The organism is Xanthomonas sacchari (assembly GCF_024266585.1).
In the GTDB taxonomy this organism is placed as follows: Bacteria; Pseudomonadota; Gammaproteobacteria; order Xanthomonadales; family Xanthomonadaceae; genus Xanthomonas_A; species Xanthomonas_A sacchari_C.
This window is the reverse complement of record NZ_CP100647.1, coordinates 159,669-174,867: the sequence shown is the minus strand read 5'-3', so window position 1 is coordinate 174,867 and position 15,199 is coordinate 159,669. Positions and strand designations below refer to the sequence as shown.

At 68.2% G+C, this 15,199-nt stretch carries 11 protein-coding genes; 6 read left to right on the top strand and 5 right to left on the bottom strand.

What is annotated here, in order from left to right:
- Positions 1-96 precede the first annotated feature (96 nt).
- On the bottom strand, positions 97-675 hold the full coding sequence (locus NKJ47_RS00655) for a hypothetical protein (protein WP_254459666.1): 579 nt from the start codon (positions 673-675) through the stop codon (positions 97-99).
- 164 nt (positions 676-839) lie between these two features.
- Here NKJ47_RS00655 and NKJ47_RS00650 point away from each other — a divergent pair, with 164 nt between their 5' ends.
- Positions 840-1,043, top strand: a complete 204-nt coding sequence (locus NKJ47_RS00650) for a YdcH family protein (RefSeq protein ID WP_010342388.1) — start codon at positions 840-842, stop codon at positions 1,041-1,043.
- The gene (locus NKJ47_RS00645; protein ID WP_254459665.1) at positions 1,040-1,618 is read left to right on the top strand and encodes a DUF488 family protein; all 579 of its coding nucleotides are present in this window, start codon (positions 1,040-1,042) and stop codon (positions 1,616-1,618) included. The genes NKJ47_RS00650 and NKJ47_RS00645 overlap by 4 nt, the downstream gene beginning before the upstream one ends.
- 72 nt (positions 1,619-1,690) lie before the next feature.
- On the opposite strand, the gene NKJ47_RS00640 is transcribed toward NKJ47_RS00645, so the two are convergent.
- Positions 1,691-1,939, bottom strand: coding sequence for a hypothetical protein (locus NKJ47_RS00640; RefSeq protein WP_254459664.1), 249 nt, complete (start codon positions 1,937-1,939; stop codon positions 1,691-1,693).
- Between the two features lie 202 nt (positions 1,940-2,141).
- The gene (locus NKJ47_RS00635) at positions 2,142-3,299 is read right to left on the bottom strand and encodes a helix-turn-helix transcriptional regulator (RefSeq protein ID WP_254459663.1); all 1,158 of its coding nucleotides are present in this window, start codon (positions 3,297-3,299) and stop codon (positions 2,142-2,144) included.
- A gap of 636 nt (positions 3,300-3,935) precedes the next feature.
- On the opposite strand from NKJ47_RS00635, the gene NKJ47_RS00630 reads away from it, so the two are divergent.
- Entirely contained in the window at positions 3,936-5,078 is a 1,143-nt protein-coding gene (locus tag NKJ47_RS00630) for a hypothetical protein (protein ID WP_254459662.1), read from the top strand.
- 91 nt (positions 5,079-5,169) lie between these two features.
- Here NKJ47_RS00630 and plsB read toward each other — a convergent pair whose 3' ends face one another.
- Entirely contained in the window at positions 5,170-7,842 is a 2,673-nt protein-coding gene (plsB, locus tag NKJ47_RS00625) for a glycerol-3-phosphate 1-O-acyltransferase PlsB (RefSeq protein WP_254459661.1), read from the bottom strand.
- Entirely contained in the window at positions 7,842-8,780 is a 939-nt protein-coding gene (locus NKJ47_RS00620; RefSeq protein ID WP_254459660.1) for a hypothetical protein, read from the bottom strand. Before NKJ47_RS00620 ends, plsB begins: the two co-directional genes overlap by 1 nt.
- 568 nt (positions 8,781-9,348) lie before the next feature.
- Between NKJ47_RS00620 and NKJ47_RS00615 the strand changes: the two genes are divergently transcribed.
- The 3 genes from NKJ47_RS00615 (at position 9,349) to NKJ47_RS00605 (ending at position 15,167) form a co-directional block, all read left to right on the top strand.
- Entirely contained in the window at positions 9,349-10,410 is a 1,062-nt protein-coding gene (locus tag NKJ47_RS00615; RefSeq protein WP_254459659.1) for a LacI family DNA-binding transcriptional regulator, read from the top strand.
- A 91-nt stretch (positions 10,411-10,501) separates the two neighbouring features.
- The gene (locus tag NKJ47_RS00610) at positions 10,502-13,531 is read left to right on the top strand and encodes a TonB-dependent receptor (protein WP_254459658.1); all 3,030 of its coding nucleotides are present in this window, start codon (positions 10,502-10,504) and stop codon (positions 13,529-13,531) included.
- 118 nt (positions 13,532-13,649) lie between these two features.
- Positions 13,650-15,167 carry a tryptophan halogenase family protein gene (locus NKJ47_RS00605; RefSeq protein WP_254459657.1) on the top strand — a complete coding sequence of 506 codons (1,518 nt, stop codon included), beginning with the start codon at positions 13,650-13,652 and terminating at the stop codon, positions 15,165-15,167.
- The last annotated feature ends 32 nt before the right edge of the window (positions 15,168-15,199 follow it).

The following is a 15,199-nucleotide window of genomic DNA, read 5'->3' as shown; positions in this document are numbered from 1 at the left end:
GGTTGTGCCAGGGTCGCGGCAGGCCGCGACCATGGCACGAGGTGCGCGCCGCCGGGTTGGGAGCGCGGCGCGATGGCGCGTGGTTGCGCGCCAGGGTTACGGCTGCCAGACCAGGTTCTGGGTCTGCGGATCGGCGGTGACCTTGTCGACCTTGCCGGTGCCGTCGAAGGACACCTGGAACTCGCTGAAGCTGCCGAGCCAGTAGCGCCACAGCGGCGCGTCCAGGTTCGGATTCTCGCTGCTGATCGGATAGCCCAGCGCCATCAGCACCTGCTCGCGGGTCATGCCCTTGGTCACGCGGCCGGCGGCGATCGCCTCGCGGATCTTCGGCGGGTAGGCCGCCAGTTTCGTCTTGGGATCCTGCGCGACCACGTAGCGCTGGGCGAAGGCCTCGTTGCCGAGGTCGCGGCTGTAGTCGTTGCCGATCGACTGCTTCTTGCCGTCGATCAGCACATTGACCCGGTAGCGGCCGTAGCCGGTCACCTGCACCGGCGTGCCGGCCGGGATCACCCGCTTGCCGTCTTCGGCGTAGTTGCTGTCGCTGATCCAGCTGCCGTCGCTGCGCATGTTGCAGCACAGGAAGCCGGAGAACTTGGGATCGGCCGCAGCGGCCAGGTGCGGCAGGGCCGCTGCCAGGGCGAGGGCGAGAACGAACGGGGAACGGAACGAACGCATGCTGACTCCTTTCGGCGCGGCGATCCTGCCGCGGGTGGCACGAGGGTGGGAGGGGGCCGCCTCCGCCGCGGCCCCCGCGCGCATTGTGCCGGCTGGCCTGCGCCCGGCATAGCGGCGCGGTGCACGGTGACGGCGGACCAGTGGCCTGTGTATGCTCGAACCTCGTGGACACCCTGACGCCCGCCGAGATCTCCCTGCGCATCGACGCCCTGCGTCGCGAGCATCGCGCGCTCGACGAGCAGCTGCAGCGCATCCCGGCCAATCTGGACGACGAGCTGGAAGCCAAGCGGCTGAAGAAGCGCAAGCTGCAACTGAAGGACTGCATCATGCGCCTGGAGCATCTGCTGATCCCCGACGAACCGGCGTGAGCGCGGCGACCTTCTTCAGCGTCGGCCATTCCACGCGCAGCCTGGAGACCTTCCTGCAGATCCTGCGCGGCGCCGGCGTCACCCGCCTCGCCGACGTGCGCGCCTTTCCCTACTCGCGGCGGTTCCCGCAGTTCGACGGCAGCGCGCTGGCGCCGGCGCTGGCCGCCGCGGGCATCGTCTACCGGCATTTCCGCGCCCTGGGCGGGCGCCGCGGCAAGCAGCCGGGCGTCGATCCGCAGCGCAACGGCCACTGGCGCAGCGTCGGCTTCCACCACTACGCCGACTACGCGCTGGGCAACGAATTCGCCGAGGCCTTGACCGCGTTGCAGGCCTTCGGCGAGGACGGCGCGTGCGCGGTCATGTGCGCCGAGGCGTACTGGCGGCAATGCCACCGCCAGATCATCTGCGACCACCTGCTGCACCATGGCCACCCGGTGGTGCACCTGGTCGACGTCGGCCGCCAGGAACCGGCCATGCTCAACCCGGCCGCGCGCAGCGACGCGCAGGGGCAACTGGTCTATCCGCCCGATGCGGCGGAGGCAGGGCCGCGCACCGGGGATCTGTTCGACGCCTGAGCCGCGCTGCGGTGGGAGTAGCGCGCCAGGATTCCACCTCCTCGTATCGCGACACGCGCTGCGGCGTCGGACTCAATGCTGCAGGACCGACGGTACCGCGACCCCGTTGCCGCGCGGGGCATGCTCGGTGGTGATGCGCGCGGCGGTGCTCTGCCCGCGTGCACCGTCCTGGGTGGCGGCGAGCAGGCGCAAGGGCTGGCCGCGATCGCGAGACGCCAATGCCGGCTGCAGCGCATCCAGCCGCGCCTCGAGGGCGGCGTCCCTGCGGTCGGCGTGGTCGCCGATGGCGTCCGCGCGGCCCGTCACGATCTGCCAGAGCACGTGCCGCCGCCGTCGGCCAGCACGTTGAATGGCGTGCTCGGAGCGCACCGGCGCGAGGATACCTGCGGCAGATGGTCGTGCTTCCCGCCCTAGTCGTCCTGGTCGGCCCACGCGGATCCACGGGCGGCGGCGAGCAGTGCCAGCGAGAGGAAGGGGGCTACGTGCATCGCAGGAAGTCACGAGCATGCTCGCAGGTCGGAAGTCATTTACCCCGGTTCTCGTGGGCGATGGTTGGCATGGTCCGCGCGCCCTCCTTCTCGAACGCATGCGCCAGTCCGGCCAACAGACGCATCAGCGCCACCTGTCCGGCTTCTCCGGTCTTGGCATAGATCGCCTTCATGCGGGTGCGCGCGGTGGCGGCGGTGATGCCGCAGCGTTGTGCGGCGTCGTTCAGATCCGCGTAGACATACAGCGCCTGCGCCAAGGTCGCTTCGGCAGGGGTGAGTTGGAACAACTGCCGAAGCCGCGACCGTAGGTCGGTGGCCGGTTGCAGATCGCTGACGAATAGCAGCACGCGCGCGCGCTGCCGTGCGCTGGGCAGACGATGCGCGGACAGCGCCAGCGCGGCCGTTCCGTCCGCATGTCTGAGCAGGCCCTGGCAAGGCCTGCCGTCGGCGGAGGCGGGATTGGCACAGCGCAGCAACAGCGTCCGCAGCTGCTGGCCGTTGGTCTGGTCGCGGCATGCCAGCGCGCCGCCACGGCACTGCAAGGCACCCTCTGCTTGCAGTCGGTGCGCGGCCGCGTTGCCATGGATGACGCGGCCATCGGCCTCGAGCAGGAAGGCGGCGCTGGACAACCGGTCCAGCATCGCATCCAGCGATTGCGCTCGCGCTTCCGTCTCCGCCAGTCGGCGGTGCAACGCGTAGACATTGACCCAATGCGGCGCGACCTGGCGAAACAGCGCCATGTCTTGCGCACTGTAGGGTGGCAGGCGACCCGACCTGCTCATGGTCGCCACCACGACCGTGTCGCGGTCGCGGTAGGCGCAGAGCGCCACCGACTGTTCGATCTCCGACAGGCGCAGGTAGTCCTGGTAGTAGCGCGTCCGCCGGAGCAGGCCGCGCGGCACGACCGTATCGCTGTCGCAGACGGCGCCGGTACGCAGCACCGCATCGCCGTGTTGCATCCACACGTTCTCGCTGGCGATCTCCTGTTCGTAGCGTCGTACGAAATCGGGATCGGCGCCGAGCAGCAGATCCAGGCGACCTCCGTTTCCGCCCGCGTCGTGCGTCATCACCGCCGCGATATGGCTATCGGTCGCAGTGGCCAGCCGCTGGCTGAATTCGGCCAGTTGCCCGCTGTCGTAGAGCGAGTCGTACAACGGCTCCAGTAGTCGCCAAAGCGGTTCGTGCCTGTCCATGGTCGCGTCCTCACTCCGCGCCGTCAGGCGGCGCCCCTGCGGAGATGCGCCGACAGTACATAACGGATTCGCCAGATCTGCAACTTGCGCCTTGTCAAGCCCCGGATGGGGCCTGCTCTCCTGGGAGGCGTACTTCAGGATCGGTGCGGGGGTTCCGGGACAGCGGTATGCCGGAGTTGAGGTTGGATGCCGGAACATCCCGACCTTCCATCAGGGGCTTTCATCGGGAGCAGGCATATGCGCAAGGACTCGGAAGTCGCCGATCGCTGTGGAACGCGTCAGTTTCACGAGCTTCTCGGGGGGCTGTTGCTGGTGTCGGCTGTCACCGGCTGTGCTGGGATTCGACCGACTGGCACATCGCCATCCCACCCCTCGCCGGTTGCCGAGGCGCCAGCAACGCCTGCCCCGCCTCCCTTGCCGGTTGTCGAGGTGCCTGCGGAGTCCGCCCTACCCCCATTGCCGCTTGTCGAGGCGCCTGCTGAGAGTGCGCCGGCCACGCCCGCTTCCACGCACAATTCCGACAGCCGAGCTTCCTCGTCGACAGCTGCTGTCGGAGCCCAAAGTGCCACGTCAGGGCGGACCGGAGATAAGCCACGACCTGCGGTCAATCTGCTGCCGTTGTTGCGGATCGACACCATGGCCGCCCCGGCTGCGGCGTCAACGACAGCATCGACGCGGCTCGGTGCCTATACTCGCTTCTATGTCGTCGGCATTCATCCGCCGCATGAGCCGCTGCCTGACCTTGATCGCAAGGACAGTCGAGAAAAATGCCAGGTCCGCCGCTGCTATGCGCAAGAGAGCCGCCCGACCTGGCAACGCGTGATGACGGGACGCGAACTGGCGCGCGTGCTTTCGGTCAAGATCGACCTGCGCAATCCCTCAATCACTACGACCACGACGTTGGCTTCGGCATCGTACGAGAGCACCTTCAGTCGCGGCGAATCTTGGACGACCGAACTCAACGGGAAATTGTTGCTGACCCCTTACTTCCGGATTGGCAACAACAGCGTGGTACGCGTCGAGGCCAACATCAACGCATCGGCCAAAGGGAAAGACCAGGTGAGCGGAAAGTTGCTGGCGATCCTGCAAACTGCCAGTGAACTGGTGGCGCCGACATCCGCTCTGCTGACCTCGCTCAATGCCCCGCGCCTGAATCAAGCATCACAGTTCGTCGAGCAGTCGTTGTCCGGCTTGTTCTCCAACGCGGTGGTGGAGAAGTCCAGCAACGAGTTCGATCCGGCGAGTTGGGCCGATGACAGGCCGCTGGTGACCATCAACGCCGATTTCCCGATGGGCAAGAACGAAGTGACTACCGCGCTGACCCGATCCATCGGGACCTGGCAGATATATGCCGCGACACCGATCATTTCGATCTTCAGCGATGTTGCCGCATGTGCCCCGTCAGGGAACGGTCGGTGCGACCACAAGCAACAGGCCAAGGTGGCATTCCTGGATCTCAACCCGAGCGAGGTGTTGAACTTTCCGGTCGCCGAGAACCTCACGCTGCGGCAGGCGTTGATTACCGACAGCGGCGTCCTGAACGCATTCGACGACTTGAGCAAAGGCACGGGCGTGGCCGAAGCGGGACTTGCTGGGCAACTATGCCGGCGTCTGGACGAACGTGCTCAGGCATTGGGCTTCAACCGCTACGATGCCGCAGCCATCGTCTGGGCGTTCTCCCATAGCGCGGGTATGGAGGCGGCGAAGGGTGGACGACTGCGCGACGCTGGCAGCAAGTGTCCTGCTGCCACGCTCGCAAAGGCGGTGGATTTGCGCTGACGCTGTGCCCCAATCGCCTAGGGTCTGTGGCGCGTCGCCACGCGCCAGGACCCGACCTCCGATCGCGCCACGCGCGGCGGTGGCGTCAGGCTCAATCCTGCGGTACCGGCGGTTCCTCAACCTTGGCCGCTTCCGGGCTGACCCGTTCGATGGTGTGGCGCAACTCGCGGCCAAGAATGAACTTGGCATCCTTCGCCCATGCATCCAGCCGCTCATCGAACACCAGCTTGCTGTTCTCGTCCGGCCACACCAGCTTCAGTTCGCGCAGCTTCTGGATGAAGCCGCGGAACAGGGTCTTGTCGAAGAACTCCGGCGCGGCCGGTGCGTACAGCAGGCTCAGGCGTTGTGCGGCCTGCTGGCACAGGCTTTCCAGTTCGCCGGCGCCGAGCTTGCCCGGGCCGTTCTTCACCAGCACCGAGATGGCGATGTAGTAGCGCTCGAAGGCCTGTTGCAGCGAGTGACCGATGGCGCGCAGGCGGAATACCTCGTCGGTCTGGCCGGTGTTGCGCGCCAGCACGCTGCCGTCGTCCTCGTTGAGCTGCAGCAGCAGGCCCTCGCGCACGAACACGTCGATGGTGCGCTCGATGCGCTCGGCGAATTCGTCCTCGCTCCACGGCAGGAACAGTTCCGCCTGCAGGAACGGGTACACGGTGCGGCCCAGCCGCAGCAGGCCGGCGCGGCTCATGCGGCGGTTGTTCTGGAAGCAGCACGCCACCCACGAGGAGGCGGTGAACAGGTGCAGTACGTTGTTGCGGAAGTAGCTCAGCAGTACCGCGTTGTCGCCGTTGACGCTGAGCACGTCGCCCAGCGGATGCGGCGTGCGGGTGAGCACGTTGATCTCTTCGGCATGGGCGATGATGCGCTCGGGCGAGTGCGGGGTCACCGTGACCCGGTCCGAGTACGGCAGCTCCACCAGCAGCTTCTTGCACAGTTCGATCTGCGCGATCAGGTCGGCCTCGCCCATGGCGTGCTTGGGCGTGGACAGCAGCGCCAGCGCCAGCAGGTTGACCGGATTGACGTCGGCGGCGGCGTTGATATGGACCTGGATCTGCTGCGCCAGCGCATCGACGGTGCCGCTCAGCCAGGCCGGCTTCTCGTCCTCGTCCAGCGGCCGGCCGTCCCATTCCGGCGCGCGCCGCGCCAGCACCTGGCTCAGCGCGATCGGCTCGCCGAAGTTCACCACCACCTGGCCGTAGTTCTGCTTGAGCACTTTGGGGATGCCCCACAGCAGCGCCCAGATCGATTCCTTCTCCTTGGGCCGGCCGCTGAGCTCGTCGAGGTAGCTGTTGCCCTCCATCAGCTTCTCGTAGCCGACGTAGATCGGCTGGAACAGCACCGGCTTGCGCGGCTGGCGCAGGAACGCGCGCAGGGTCATCGCGATCATGCCGCCCTTGGGCTGCAGCAGGCGGCCGGTGCGCGAGCGCCCGCCTTCGACGAAGTACTCGATCGAATAGCCGCCGGCCACCAGTTGCGCCACGTACTCGCTGAGCACCGCCGAGTACAGCGCATTGCCCTTGATCGAGCGGCGGATGAAGAACGCGCCGCCCTTGCGCAGCAAGGTACCGACCACCGGCAGGTTGAGGTTGATGCCGGCCACGATGTGCGGCGGCACGATGCCGCGTTCGTACAGCAGGTAGGACAGCAGCAGGTAGTCCATGTGGCTGCGGTGGCTGGGCACGTAGATCACTTCGTGCCCGGGCGCGGCGTCCTTGAGCTTGTCCAGGTGGTGGACCAGCACGCCGGCGTAGATGCGGTTCCAGACGTGGGTGAGCAGGAAGCTGGCCGAGCGCACCACCGGGCTGGAATAGTCGGCGGCGATCTCCCAGGCGTAGGCATGCGCCTTGCGCCACGCGTCCACCGGCTTGCTGTTGTCGCGCTTGGCCTGCGCGGCGATCGCCTCGCGCACCGGTTCGGCGGCCAGCACCTGGTCCACCAGCAGGCGCCGGGTCGACAGGTCCGGGCCGATCACCGCCTCGCGGATGCGCCGGAAGTGGGTGCGCAGCACCCGCTGCAGCTTGCGCACGGTGCGTTCGGGCGGCAGGCCTTCCTCCACCGTCTGCCGCATCGACACCGGCGGGGCGAAGCGCACGATGGTGCTGCGGCCGTTGAGCAGCACGCCGAGCAGGCGCCGGAAGCTGCCCACCAGCGCCCAGTTTTCCGAGAACAGCACCGCGAACCAGCCGCTCTGCTTGTCCGGGGCGCGGCCGACGAAGATCGACACCGGCACCAGGTGGATGTCCAGGTCCGGGCGCACGCGGTGCGCCTGCAGCAGCTTGGCCAGCGAGTCGGAGTGGGTCTTGGCGCCGCGCTGCTCCGGCAGCAGCGCATGGTTGCTGCTGCGCCGGGACAGCGCCAGGTAGGCGCGCTTGCGGCCCAGCGGATCGCCGGGCAGCGGCACCAGCGGCGAGGGCAGGCCGGATTCGCGGCAGGCCTTGTCCAGGATCAGCGCGTTGGACAGGCCGTAGTCCTCCAGCACGTACACCACCGGGCGGCCGTCGTCGTACTGGCCGGGCTCGGCCGGCTCGATTTTCAGGCCCAGCCAGGGATCGGCCAGGCGGCCGAGCAGGCGCGCCCACAGCGGCCCTTTGGCCTGGCGCGCCGTCGCCGGAGCCACCGGCAGGGTGGAGGAAACGGCGGTCGGAGAGGGGGAGGCGCCCGGGTCGGCCGGAGAGGCGTCGGCGGGTGCAGGTGCCGCGTCGGCCGCGCGTGCAGCCGCGGCGTCGTCGGGGAACGGGAGGGGATTTTGTTCTGGCATCGGGGCCATTATCGCTTAGCCGGCGGGGCGGGGTCGGCGGCGGGTGCCGCGGCCGGGGCGGCGGCGCCGGCGCTGGCCGCCAGCAGCGCCTCCACCTCGCTGAGGGTGTCGCGCAGGTACCAGTGCCCGTCGCGGCGCACCAGGACCGCGGTGGTGTCGATCTGTTCGCCGTCCAGCGGGTACTGGATGCGCACCACGGCCTGGTCGCCCTGCTGGTTCACCAGGCCGGTGCGCAGCGCGCCGGCGCTGGCGTCCAGGTCCAGGCCGTAGTCGGCCAGCACCGCCTTGAGGTCGGCCAGGAACGGGCCCAGCCGGCGCAGGCTCTCGTCCATGCCCAGGCGGCGCAGGTCGGCGTCGCTGCGCACGCCGGTGCGGCGCGCGCCGGCGCACAGCCGTGCGATCGCCGCCTGGGCGCGCTTGCGCTCGGACAACGGCGCGCGCGCGGCCCAGGCGCTCAGCGCCTGCACCAGCTGCACGTAGTGGCCGCGCTGTTCCGGCGTGTAATGGCCCTGGTTGCGCAGGAACTGCACGCCGAACAGGCCCAGCGAGTGCGCCGCCTGCTTCAGGCTCGCCGCCTGGCCGCCGAACTGCGCGTCGAAGGCGCGTTGCAGCTGGCGCTCGGCGCCGGGCGCGGCGAGGGTGTCGAGCACCGCGGGCAGGCGTTCGGCCAGCGGCAGTTCGGTCAGCGGCCAGCGGCTGCGATCCTCGCTCCAGGCCTGCTGCAGGCGCTGGTACTGGGCCGGCGGCACTGCGGCGTGGGCGTAACCGAGCAGGTCGTTGCGCTGTAGCGCGTGCGCCAGCGTGCGCACCGCCGCGGCCGGCTCGGCGCTGGCGCCGGGCAGTTCGGCGGGCGTGCGCGTGCACCCGCCCGCAGCCAGGGCGAGCATCGCCAACAGTAGGCCGCACAGCGCGCGTGAGGAGATGACCCGGGTCGGGCAGGACGACATATGGTGCGGGCTCGTTCCCCAAAACGTTCCGCATCTTGCTGGGCGCGGACGATTCCGGCAAGCCGGGCGGGTCGGCGGGGCGGGGGCGACCCGGCAGGCACCCAGGGGTGGGCCTGTCGCGGCAGGACATTGCATGACCCGGCTGGGCCCCCCCGGGACAGGCTTGTCGGCGTGTGGCCAGATGTGCCAGGGGATTGCGCATGTTGCGACGCATCATGTAACCGCTTGCAGTTGCTGCTAACGTCCGCCCACCTCGATTGAGGCGGTACTGGCCGGGGGACCCAGTGCGATATTCGTCTGAGATCATCCGAGTGCTCGGTCACGGTGGCGCGCGCCGCTGCCCCTGGGTGCTGTCTGCCGTCCTGTGCGGACTTGCGATGACGGCGCCGGTGCAGGCGCAGGACGGCCGCCGGCCGCCGCGTGCGCATCGGCAGGCGGCCCGTTCGTCCCGTGCGCCGCTGGGCACCGACACCGCGTCCTCCGCGCCGCGCCTGCGCGCCGCCACGCGCGGGTCCGACCGGTCCCCCGCGACCCTGTCCACCCCGTTCCGGACCCTGGAGGCACGCCGGTGAGCCCACCCCCCGTCCCGGCGCCGGATCCGCGCGCCAACATCACCATCAAGGACGTGGCGCGCCTGGCCAACGTCTCGGTGGCCACCGTCTCGCGCACCATGAACGGCCACCAGCACGTGGCCGAGACGGTGCGCGCGCGGGTGCTGGAAGCCGCGCGCACCCTGCACTACGTGCCGCACCATGCCGCGCGCAGCCTGAGCAGCCGCCGCACCCACACCATCGGCGTGGTGCTGCCGGACCTGCACGGCGAGTTCTTCTCCGAACTGATCCGCGGCATCGACACGGTGGCGCGCGAGCGTGGCCTGCACCTGCTGGTGTCCAGCTATCACGGCGAACCGGAGCAGCAGCGGCTGGCGGTGCGGCGCATGCCCGGCCGCGTCGACGGCTTGCTGATCATGTCGCCGTCCCTGGCCAGCGATGCCGAGGACCCGGCCGACATGCTGCCCGGCGCGCTGCCGACGGTGCTGATGAACTGCGCCGAGCGCCTGGGCGAGGCGCAGGTGCTCAACGTCGACAACTACGGCGGCGCGCGCGCGATGACCCGCCACCTGCTGGACGTGGGCCATCGCCGCATCGCCTTCATCGCCGGGCCGGACGACAACTTCGACGCGCACGAGCGCCTGCGCGGCTACCGCGACGAACTGCGCGCGTGCTGCCCGCAGGTGGCGCCGCTGGTGCTGCCCGGTGCCTTCGACGAGGCCTCCGGCTACCGCGCCGGCGAAGCCCTGCTGCAAGGCCAGCGGCCGGACGTGGTGTTCGCCGCCAACGACATGATGGCCCTGGGCTGCCTGTTCGCCTTCACCCATGCCGGGTTGCGCGTGCCCGAGGACATCGCCCTGGCCGGCTTCGACGACGTGCCGATGGCGCGCTACGTGCATCCGGCCCTGACGACCATGCGCGTGGACATCGCCGGCTTCGGCGCGCGCGCCATGCAGCTGCTGCTCGCCGCACTGGAGCCGCACGCCGCGCCGGCGGCAGCGGCAGCGGCGGCCGGCGCGATCGCCCCGCAACTCATCGTTCGTGCTTCCAGTGCCAAGCGAGGGACCGCCATGGACTGACACCGACGCATGCAGCACCGATGTCGTTTTTTTGCAGCACCTAAAAGAACACAACAATGATCCTGTTGAGCGCCCTGGGAGGGCTTTTGTCATGAAGAAACAGCGTTCCGCTTCCAACCTGCCCGCACGCAGCCTGCTGTGCTGCGCGCTGGCGACCTGCCTGTTCGCCACGATGCCGGCGATGGCCCAGTCCAGCAATGCGACCTTGCGCGGTCAGGTCGCCGCGGCCCAGGCCGGCAGCGAGGTCACCGTCACCAACATCGCCACCGGCTCGGTGCGTCGCGCGCCGATCGCCGCCAACGGCAGCTATACCGTGGTCGGCCTGCCGCCGGGCACCTACAAGGTCGAGGCCAACGGCGTCACCAAGACCGTGACCCTGCAGGTGGCGTCCTCGTCCACCGTCGATCTCGATGCCGCCACCCCGGCCGCCGGCGGCAATGCGACCACGCTGGACACCATCACCGTCAGCGCGCCGTTGCTCAAGGACGTCAAGACCTCGGAAGTGGGCAACGTGGTGTCGCTGCACCAGATCGAGCAGCTGCCGCAGGCCACCCGCAACTTCCTGGAGTTCGCCGACACCGTGCCGGGCATGGTGTTCCAGATCGATTCGCAGGGACACACCACCTTGCGCGGCGGCGCCTCCAACAGCAGCGCCGGCAACCTCTACATCGACGGCGTCAGCCAGAAGAGCTACGTGGCCAAGGGGGGTATCGCTGGGCAGAACGACAGCCAGGGCAACCCCTTCCCGCAGCTGGCGATCGGCGAATACAAGGTCATCACCTCCAACTACAAGGCCGAGTTCGGCCAGGTGAGCGGCGCGGCGGTTACCGCGGCGACCAAGTCCGGTACCAACGAGTTCCACGGCGAGGTGTTCTACCGCTATACCGACCAGGATCTGCGCGACAAGAGCCCGGCCGAAGAAGCCACGGGCAAGAAGGTGGACTCGCAGACCAAGGAATACGGCTTCGCGATCGGCGGTCCGATCCTGCAGGACCGCATGCACTTCTTCTTCGCCTACGAAGGCAAGGACAACGTCGTGCCGCGCACGATCTATCCCGACGCCAAGGCGGCACCGTATGTCGGTTTCCTGCCGGCGAACCTGTCCGGCCAGTACGGCGCGGCCAACCTGCCGTTCACCGAAGACCTGTACTTCGGCAAGATCGATTTCGAGCCGACCGATCGCGACCGTTTCGAACTGAGCGCCCAGGTCCGCGACGAAACCCAGACCGACAACGTCGGCGGGCAGAACGCGACCGATCACGGTCTGGACAAGATCAACAAGGACAAGCGCGTCGCGTTGCGTTGGGCGCACAGCGCCGATGCCTGGTACAACGAATTGATCGTCAGCCGCGAGGACGGCCGCAACGATCCGTTGCCGATGAGTGTTGGCAACGGCGTCATCTACAACTACCTGGACTACACCGATCCGAACATCGGCGAGTACAACTTCCTGTCCACGGGACCGGCCGGTGGCGCCAGCGTGCAGAAACGCCAGCAGGAGGGCTGGTCGCTGCAGAACGACCTGACCTTCACCAGCTTCCAGTGGCATGGCGACCACACCATCAAGATGGGCGTGAACTACAAGGACATCAAGCTGACGGCGCAGGATGCCGCCTCCTTGAACCCGCAGTTCAGCTACTCGGTCGACGCCAACGGTGTCGCCGCCACGCCCTATCGCGTGGACTTCTATTCGCCGTACGCCACCCCGGGCCAGAGCGCGGTGGTCTCCACCAAGGCCAAGCAGTACGGCATCTACCTGCAGGACGACTGGGCGGTCAACGACAAGCTGATGCTGAACATCGGCGTGCGCTGGGATTACGAGGACAACCCGGCCTACACCGACTTCGTCACCTCGGCCGCCTTCGTGCAGGCGCTGTATTCCGACGATCCTGCCAACCCGGGCCAGCCCTGGGCCAACCGCCTGCTGCCGAGCGGCGTCAATGCCGCCGACTACATCAGCAACGGCCACAACCGCAAGAACTTCAAGGATGCATGGCAGCCGCGTCTGGGCTTCTCCTACGACTTCTTCGGTGACCAGTCCGCCGTGCTGCATGGCGGTGCCGGGCGGTCCTACGACCGCAACCTGTTCGAGCAGATGGCGTACGAAACCAGCAAGGCGGCGCTGTCGCCGGTCGCGGTGTTCTTCCAGAATCCCGCCACCGGCCAGTGCTACCGCAGCGATCGCGTGTGCGTGCCGTGGGATACGAAGTACCTCAACGGCATGGACAATCTCAATGCCATCGCCGGCGTCAGCGGCAGCGGCGAGCTGTTCATGTTCAACAACCATCTGAAGACCCCGTACAGCGACCAGTACAGCATCGGCATCAGCAACCAGGTCGGCGACTGGCTGACCGACGTGACCGTGCAGCGCAACCTGAGCTACGACGGCTTCGCCATGTCGCTGATCAACCGTTACCCGAACGGCGCGTACTTCGAGAACGGCAGCGCGCCGTGGGGCGAGCCGGTGCCGGGGTACAAGAACACCATCATCGGCATGAACGGTCTGGAGCAGCGCACCACCCAGGTGCTGCTGTCGGCGGAGAAGCCCTACACCAAGGAATCCGGCTGGGGCCTGACCCTGTCCTACACGCACACCAATGCGCGCCAGAACCGCAACATCGACGAGCCCTTCGGCTTCGACAAGGCCACCATCCACGACTATCCGTTCGTGAAGTCCGACGCCGTGGCGGGCCACCGCTTCGTCGCCTCCGGCTCGATCGACGGTCCGTGGGGGATGACCTTCGGCGCCAAGGTGGTGCTGGCGACGCCGGAGCCGATCAACACCATCGCGTGCTATGGCCACACCGATCCCGATGGTGCGACCTGCCAGCAGGTCGCGGCGATTCCGCCGGGCAATGGCAAGTTCCTGGTCGGCGGCAAGATCTGGGGCTACCGCACGGTCGACTTCCAGGCGTCGAAGGACTTCACCGTGTACAAGGACTTCAAGCTGTCGGCGCGCGTGAACCTGCTCAACGCCTTCAACTTCAAGAACTACAACACGTACGTCTACAACGACTTCGGCAGCAACGGCCGGTACGATCCGAACATCAGCATCAACAAGACCGGCGACATCATGTACGTGCCGCGCACCGTGACCTTCGAGATCGGCGCCAAGTTCTGATCCACTGCATGACCCACGCGCGTGCCCGACCGGCGCGCGTGGGGTTTCAACGGACGGGGCCGTGTGGCCCCGTCCGCATATGCGGTCGCCCCTTTTTCCGGTACAGGACCACGCACGCATGATCGCCGCCCCTCTCCGCAACCTGGTCATCGTCGGCGGCGGCACCGCCGGCTGGATGGCCGCTGCCGCGCTGGCGCGTGTGCTGGGCCCCGAGTACCGCATCACCTTGATCGAGTCCGAGCAGATCGGCATCGTCGGCGTCGGCGAGGCCACCGTGCCGCACATCAAGGCCTTCAACAACCTGCTCGGCATCAACGAGGCCGAGTTCGTGCGCCACACCCAGGGCAGCTTCAAGCTCGGCATCGAGTTCGCCGACTGGCAGCGCCCGGGCACGTCCTACGTGCATGGCTTCGGCACCGAGATCGGGCACTCGCTCGGGCTGCTGCCGTTCCAGCAGTACTGGTTCAAGCAGGCGCTGGCCGGCAAGGCCCGGCCGCTGGGCGCCTACACGCTCAACACCGTCGCCGCCAAGCGCGACAGGTTCATGACCTCGGCCACCGACGTGCCGCCGAATTCGCCGCTGGCCAACATCGCCTACGCCTACCATTTCGATGCGGCGCTGTATGCGGGCTTCCTGCGCCGCTACGCCGAACAGCGCGGGGTGACCCGGCGCGAGGGCATCGTCGAGCAGGTGCAGCTGCATCCGGAATCGGGCGACGTGAGCGCGGTGCGCCTGGCCTCGGGCGAGGCGATTGCCGGCGACCTGTTCATCGATTGCTCCGGCTTTCGCGGCCTGCTGATCGAGCAGGCGCTGCACACCGGCTACCACGATTTCAGCCGCTGGCTGCCCTGCGACCGCGCGCTGGCGGTGCCCTGCGCCAAGGTCGGCCCGCCCACGCCGTACACCCGCGCCACCGCGCGCGCGGCCGGCTGGCAGTGGCGCATCCCGCTGCAGCATCGCACCGGCAACGGCTACGTGTACTGCAGCGCGCACATCAGCGACGACGAGGCCGCGGCCACGCTGCTGGCCAACCTCGACGGCCCGGCCCTGGCCGAGCCGCGGCCGCTGCGCTTCGTCACCGGCCGCCGCAAGCAGGTGTGGAACCGCAACGTGGTCGCGCTGGGCCTGGCCAGCGGTTTCATGGAACCGCTGGAGTCGACCAGCATCCACCTGGTCCAGTCCGGCATCTCCAAGCTGCTGGAACTGTTTCCGCGCGAGGGCATCAGCCCGGTGCTGGTACGGCGTTACAACGACCGTATCGCCTTCGAGTTCGACCGCATCCGCGACTTCCTGCTGCTGCACTACCACGCCACCGAGCGCGACGACAGCGCGTTCTGGCGGCACTGTCGGAACATGCCGATCACCCCGGAGCTGCAGGAGACGCTGGACCTGTTCCGCGACAGCGGCCGCTTCTACCGCAACGGCGATGAGATGTTCGCCGAGATCAGCTGGGTGCAGGTGATGGTCGGGCAGGGCATCCTGCCGCGCGCCTACCACCCGCTGGTGGACCAGGTGCCGCAGGCCGACCTGGAGCGCTTCATGGCCAGCGTCGAGCAGACCATCGGCCATTGCGCCGACGCGATGCCATCGCACCAGGCCTTCATCGACCGCTATTGCGCGGCCCGGCCCGCCTGAGCGGGCCACGCGTGCGCAAAACGCGTGCGCAA

Coding starts and splice junctions, on each gene's coding strand:
- NKJ47_RS00610 (WP_254459658.1), top strand. CDS start 10,502: ATGAAGAAACAGCGTTCCGCTTCCAACCTGCCCGCACGCAGCCTGCTG.
- NKJ47_RS00630 (WP_254459662.1), top strand. CDS start 3,936: ATGGCCGCCCCGGCTGCGGCGTCAACGACAGCATCGACGCGGCTCGGT.
- NKJ47_RS00635 (WP_254459663.1), bottom strand. CDS start 3,299: ATGGACAGGCACGAACCGCTTTGGCGACTACTGGAGCCGTTGTACGAC.
- NKJ47_RS00655 (WP_254459666.1), bottom strand. CDS start 675: ATGCGTTCGTTCCGTTCCCCGTTCGTTCTCGCCCTCGCCCTGGCAGCG.
- NKJ47_RS00620 (WP_254459660.1), bottom strand. CDS start 8,780: ATGTCGTCCTGCCCGACCCGGGTCATCTCCTCACGCGCGCTGTGCGGC.
- plsB (WP_254459661.1), bottom strand. CDS start 7,842: ATGGCCCCGATGCCAGAACAAAATCCCCTCCCGTTCCCCGACGACGCC.
- NKJ47_RS00605 (WP_254459657.1), top strand. CDS start 13,650: ATGATCGCCGCCCCTCTCCGCAACCTGGTCATCGTCGGCGGCGGCACC.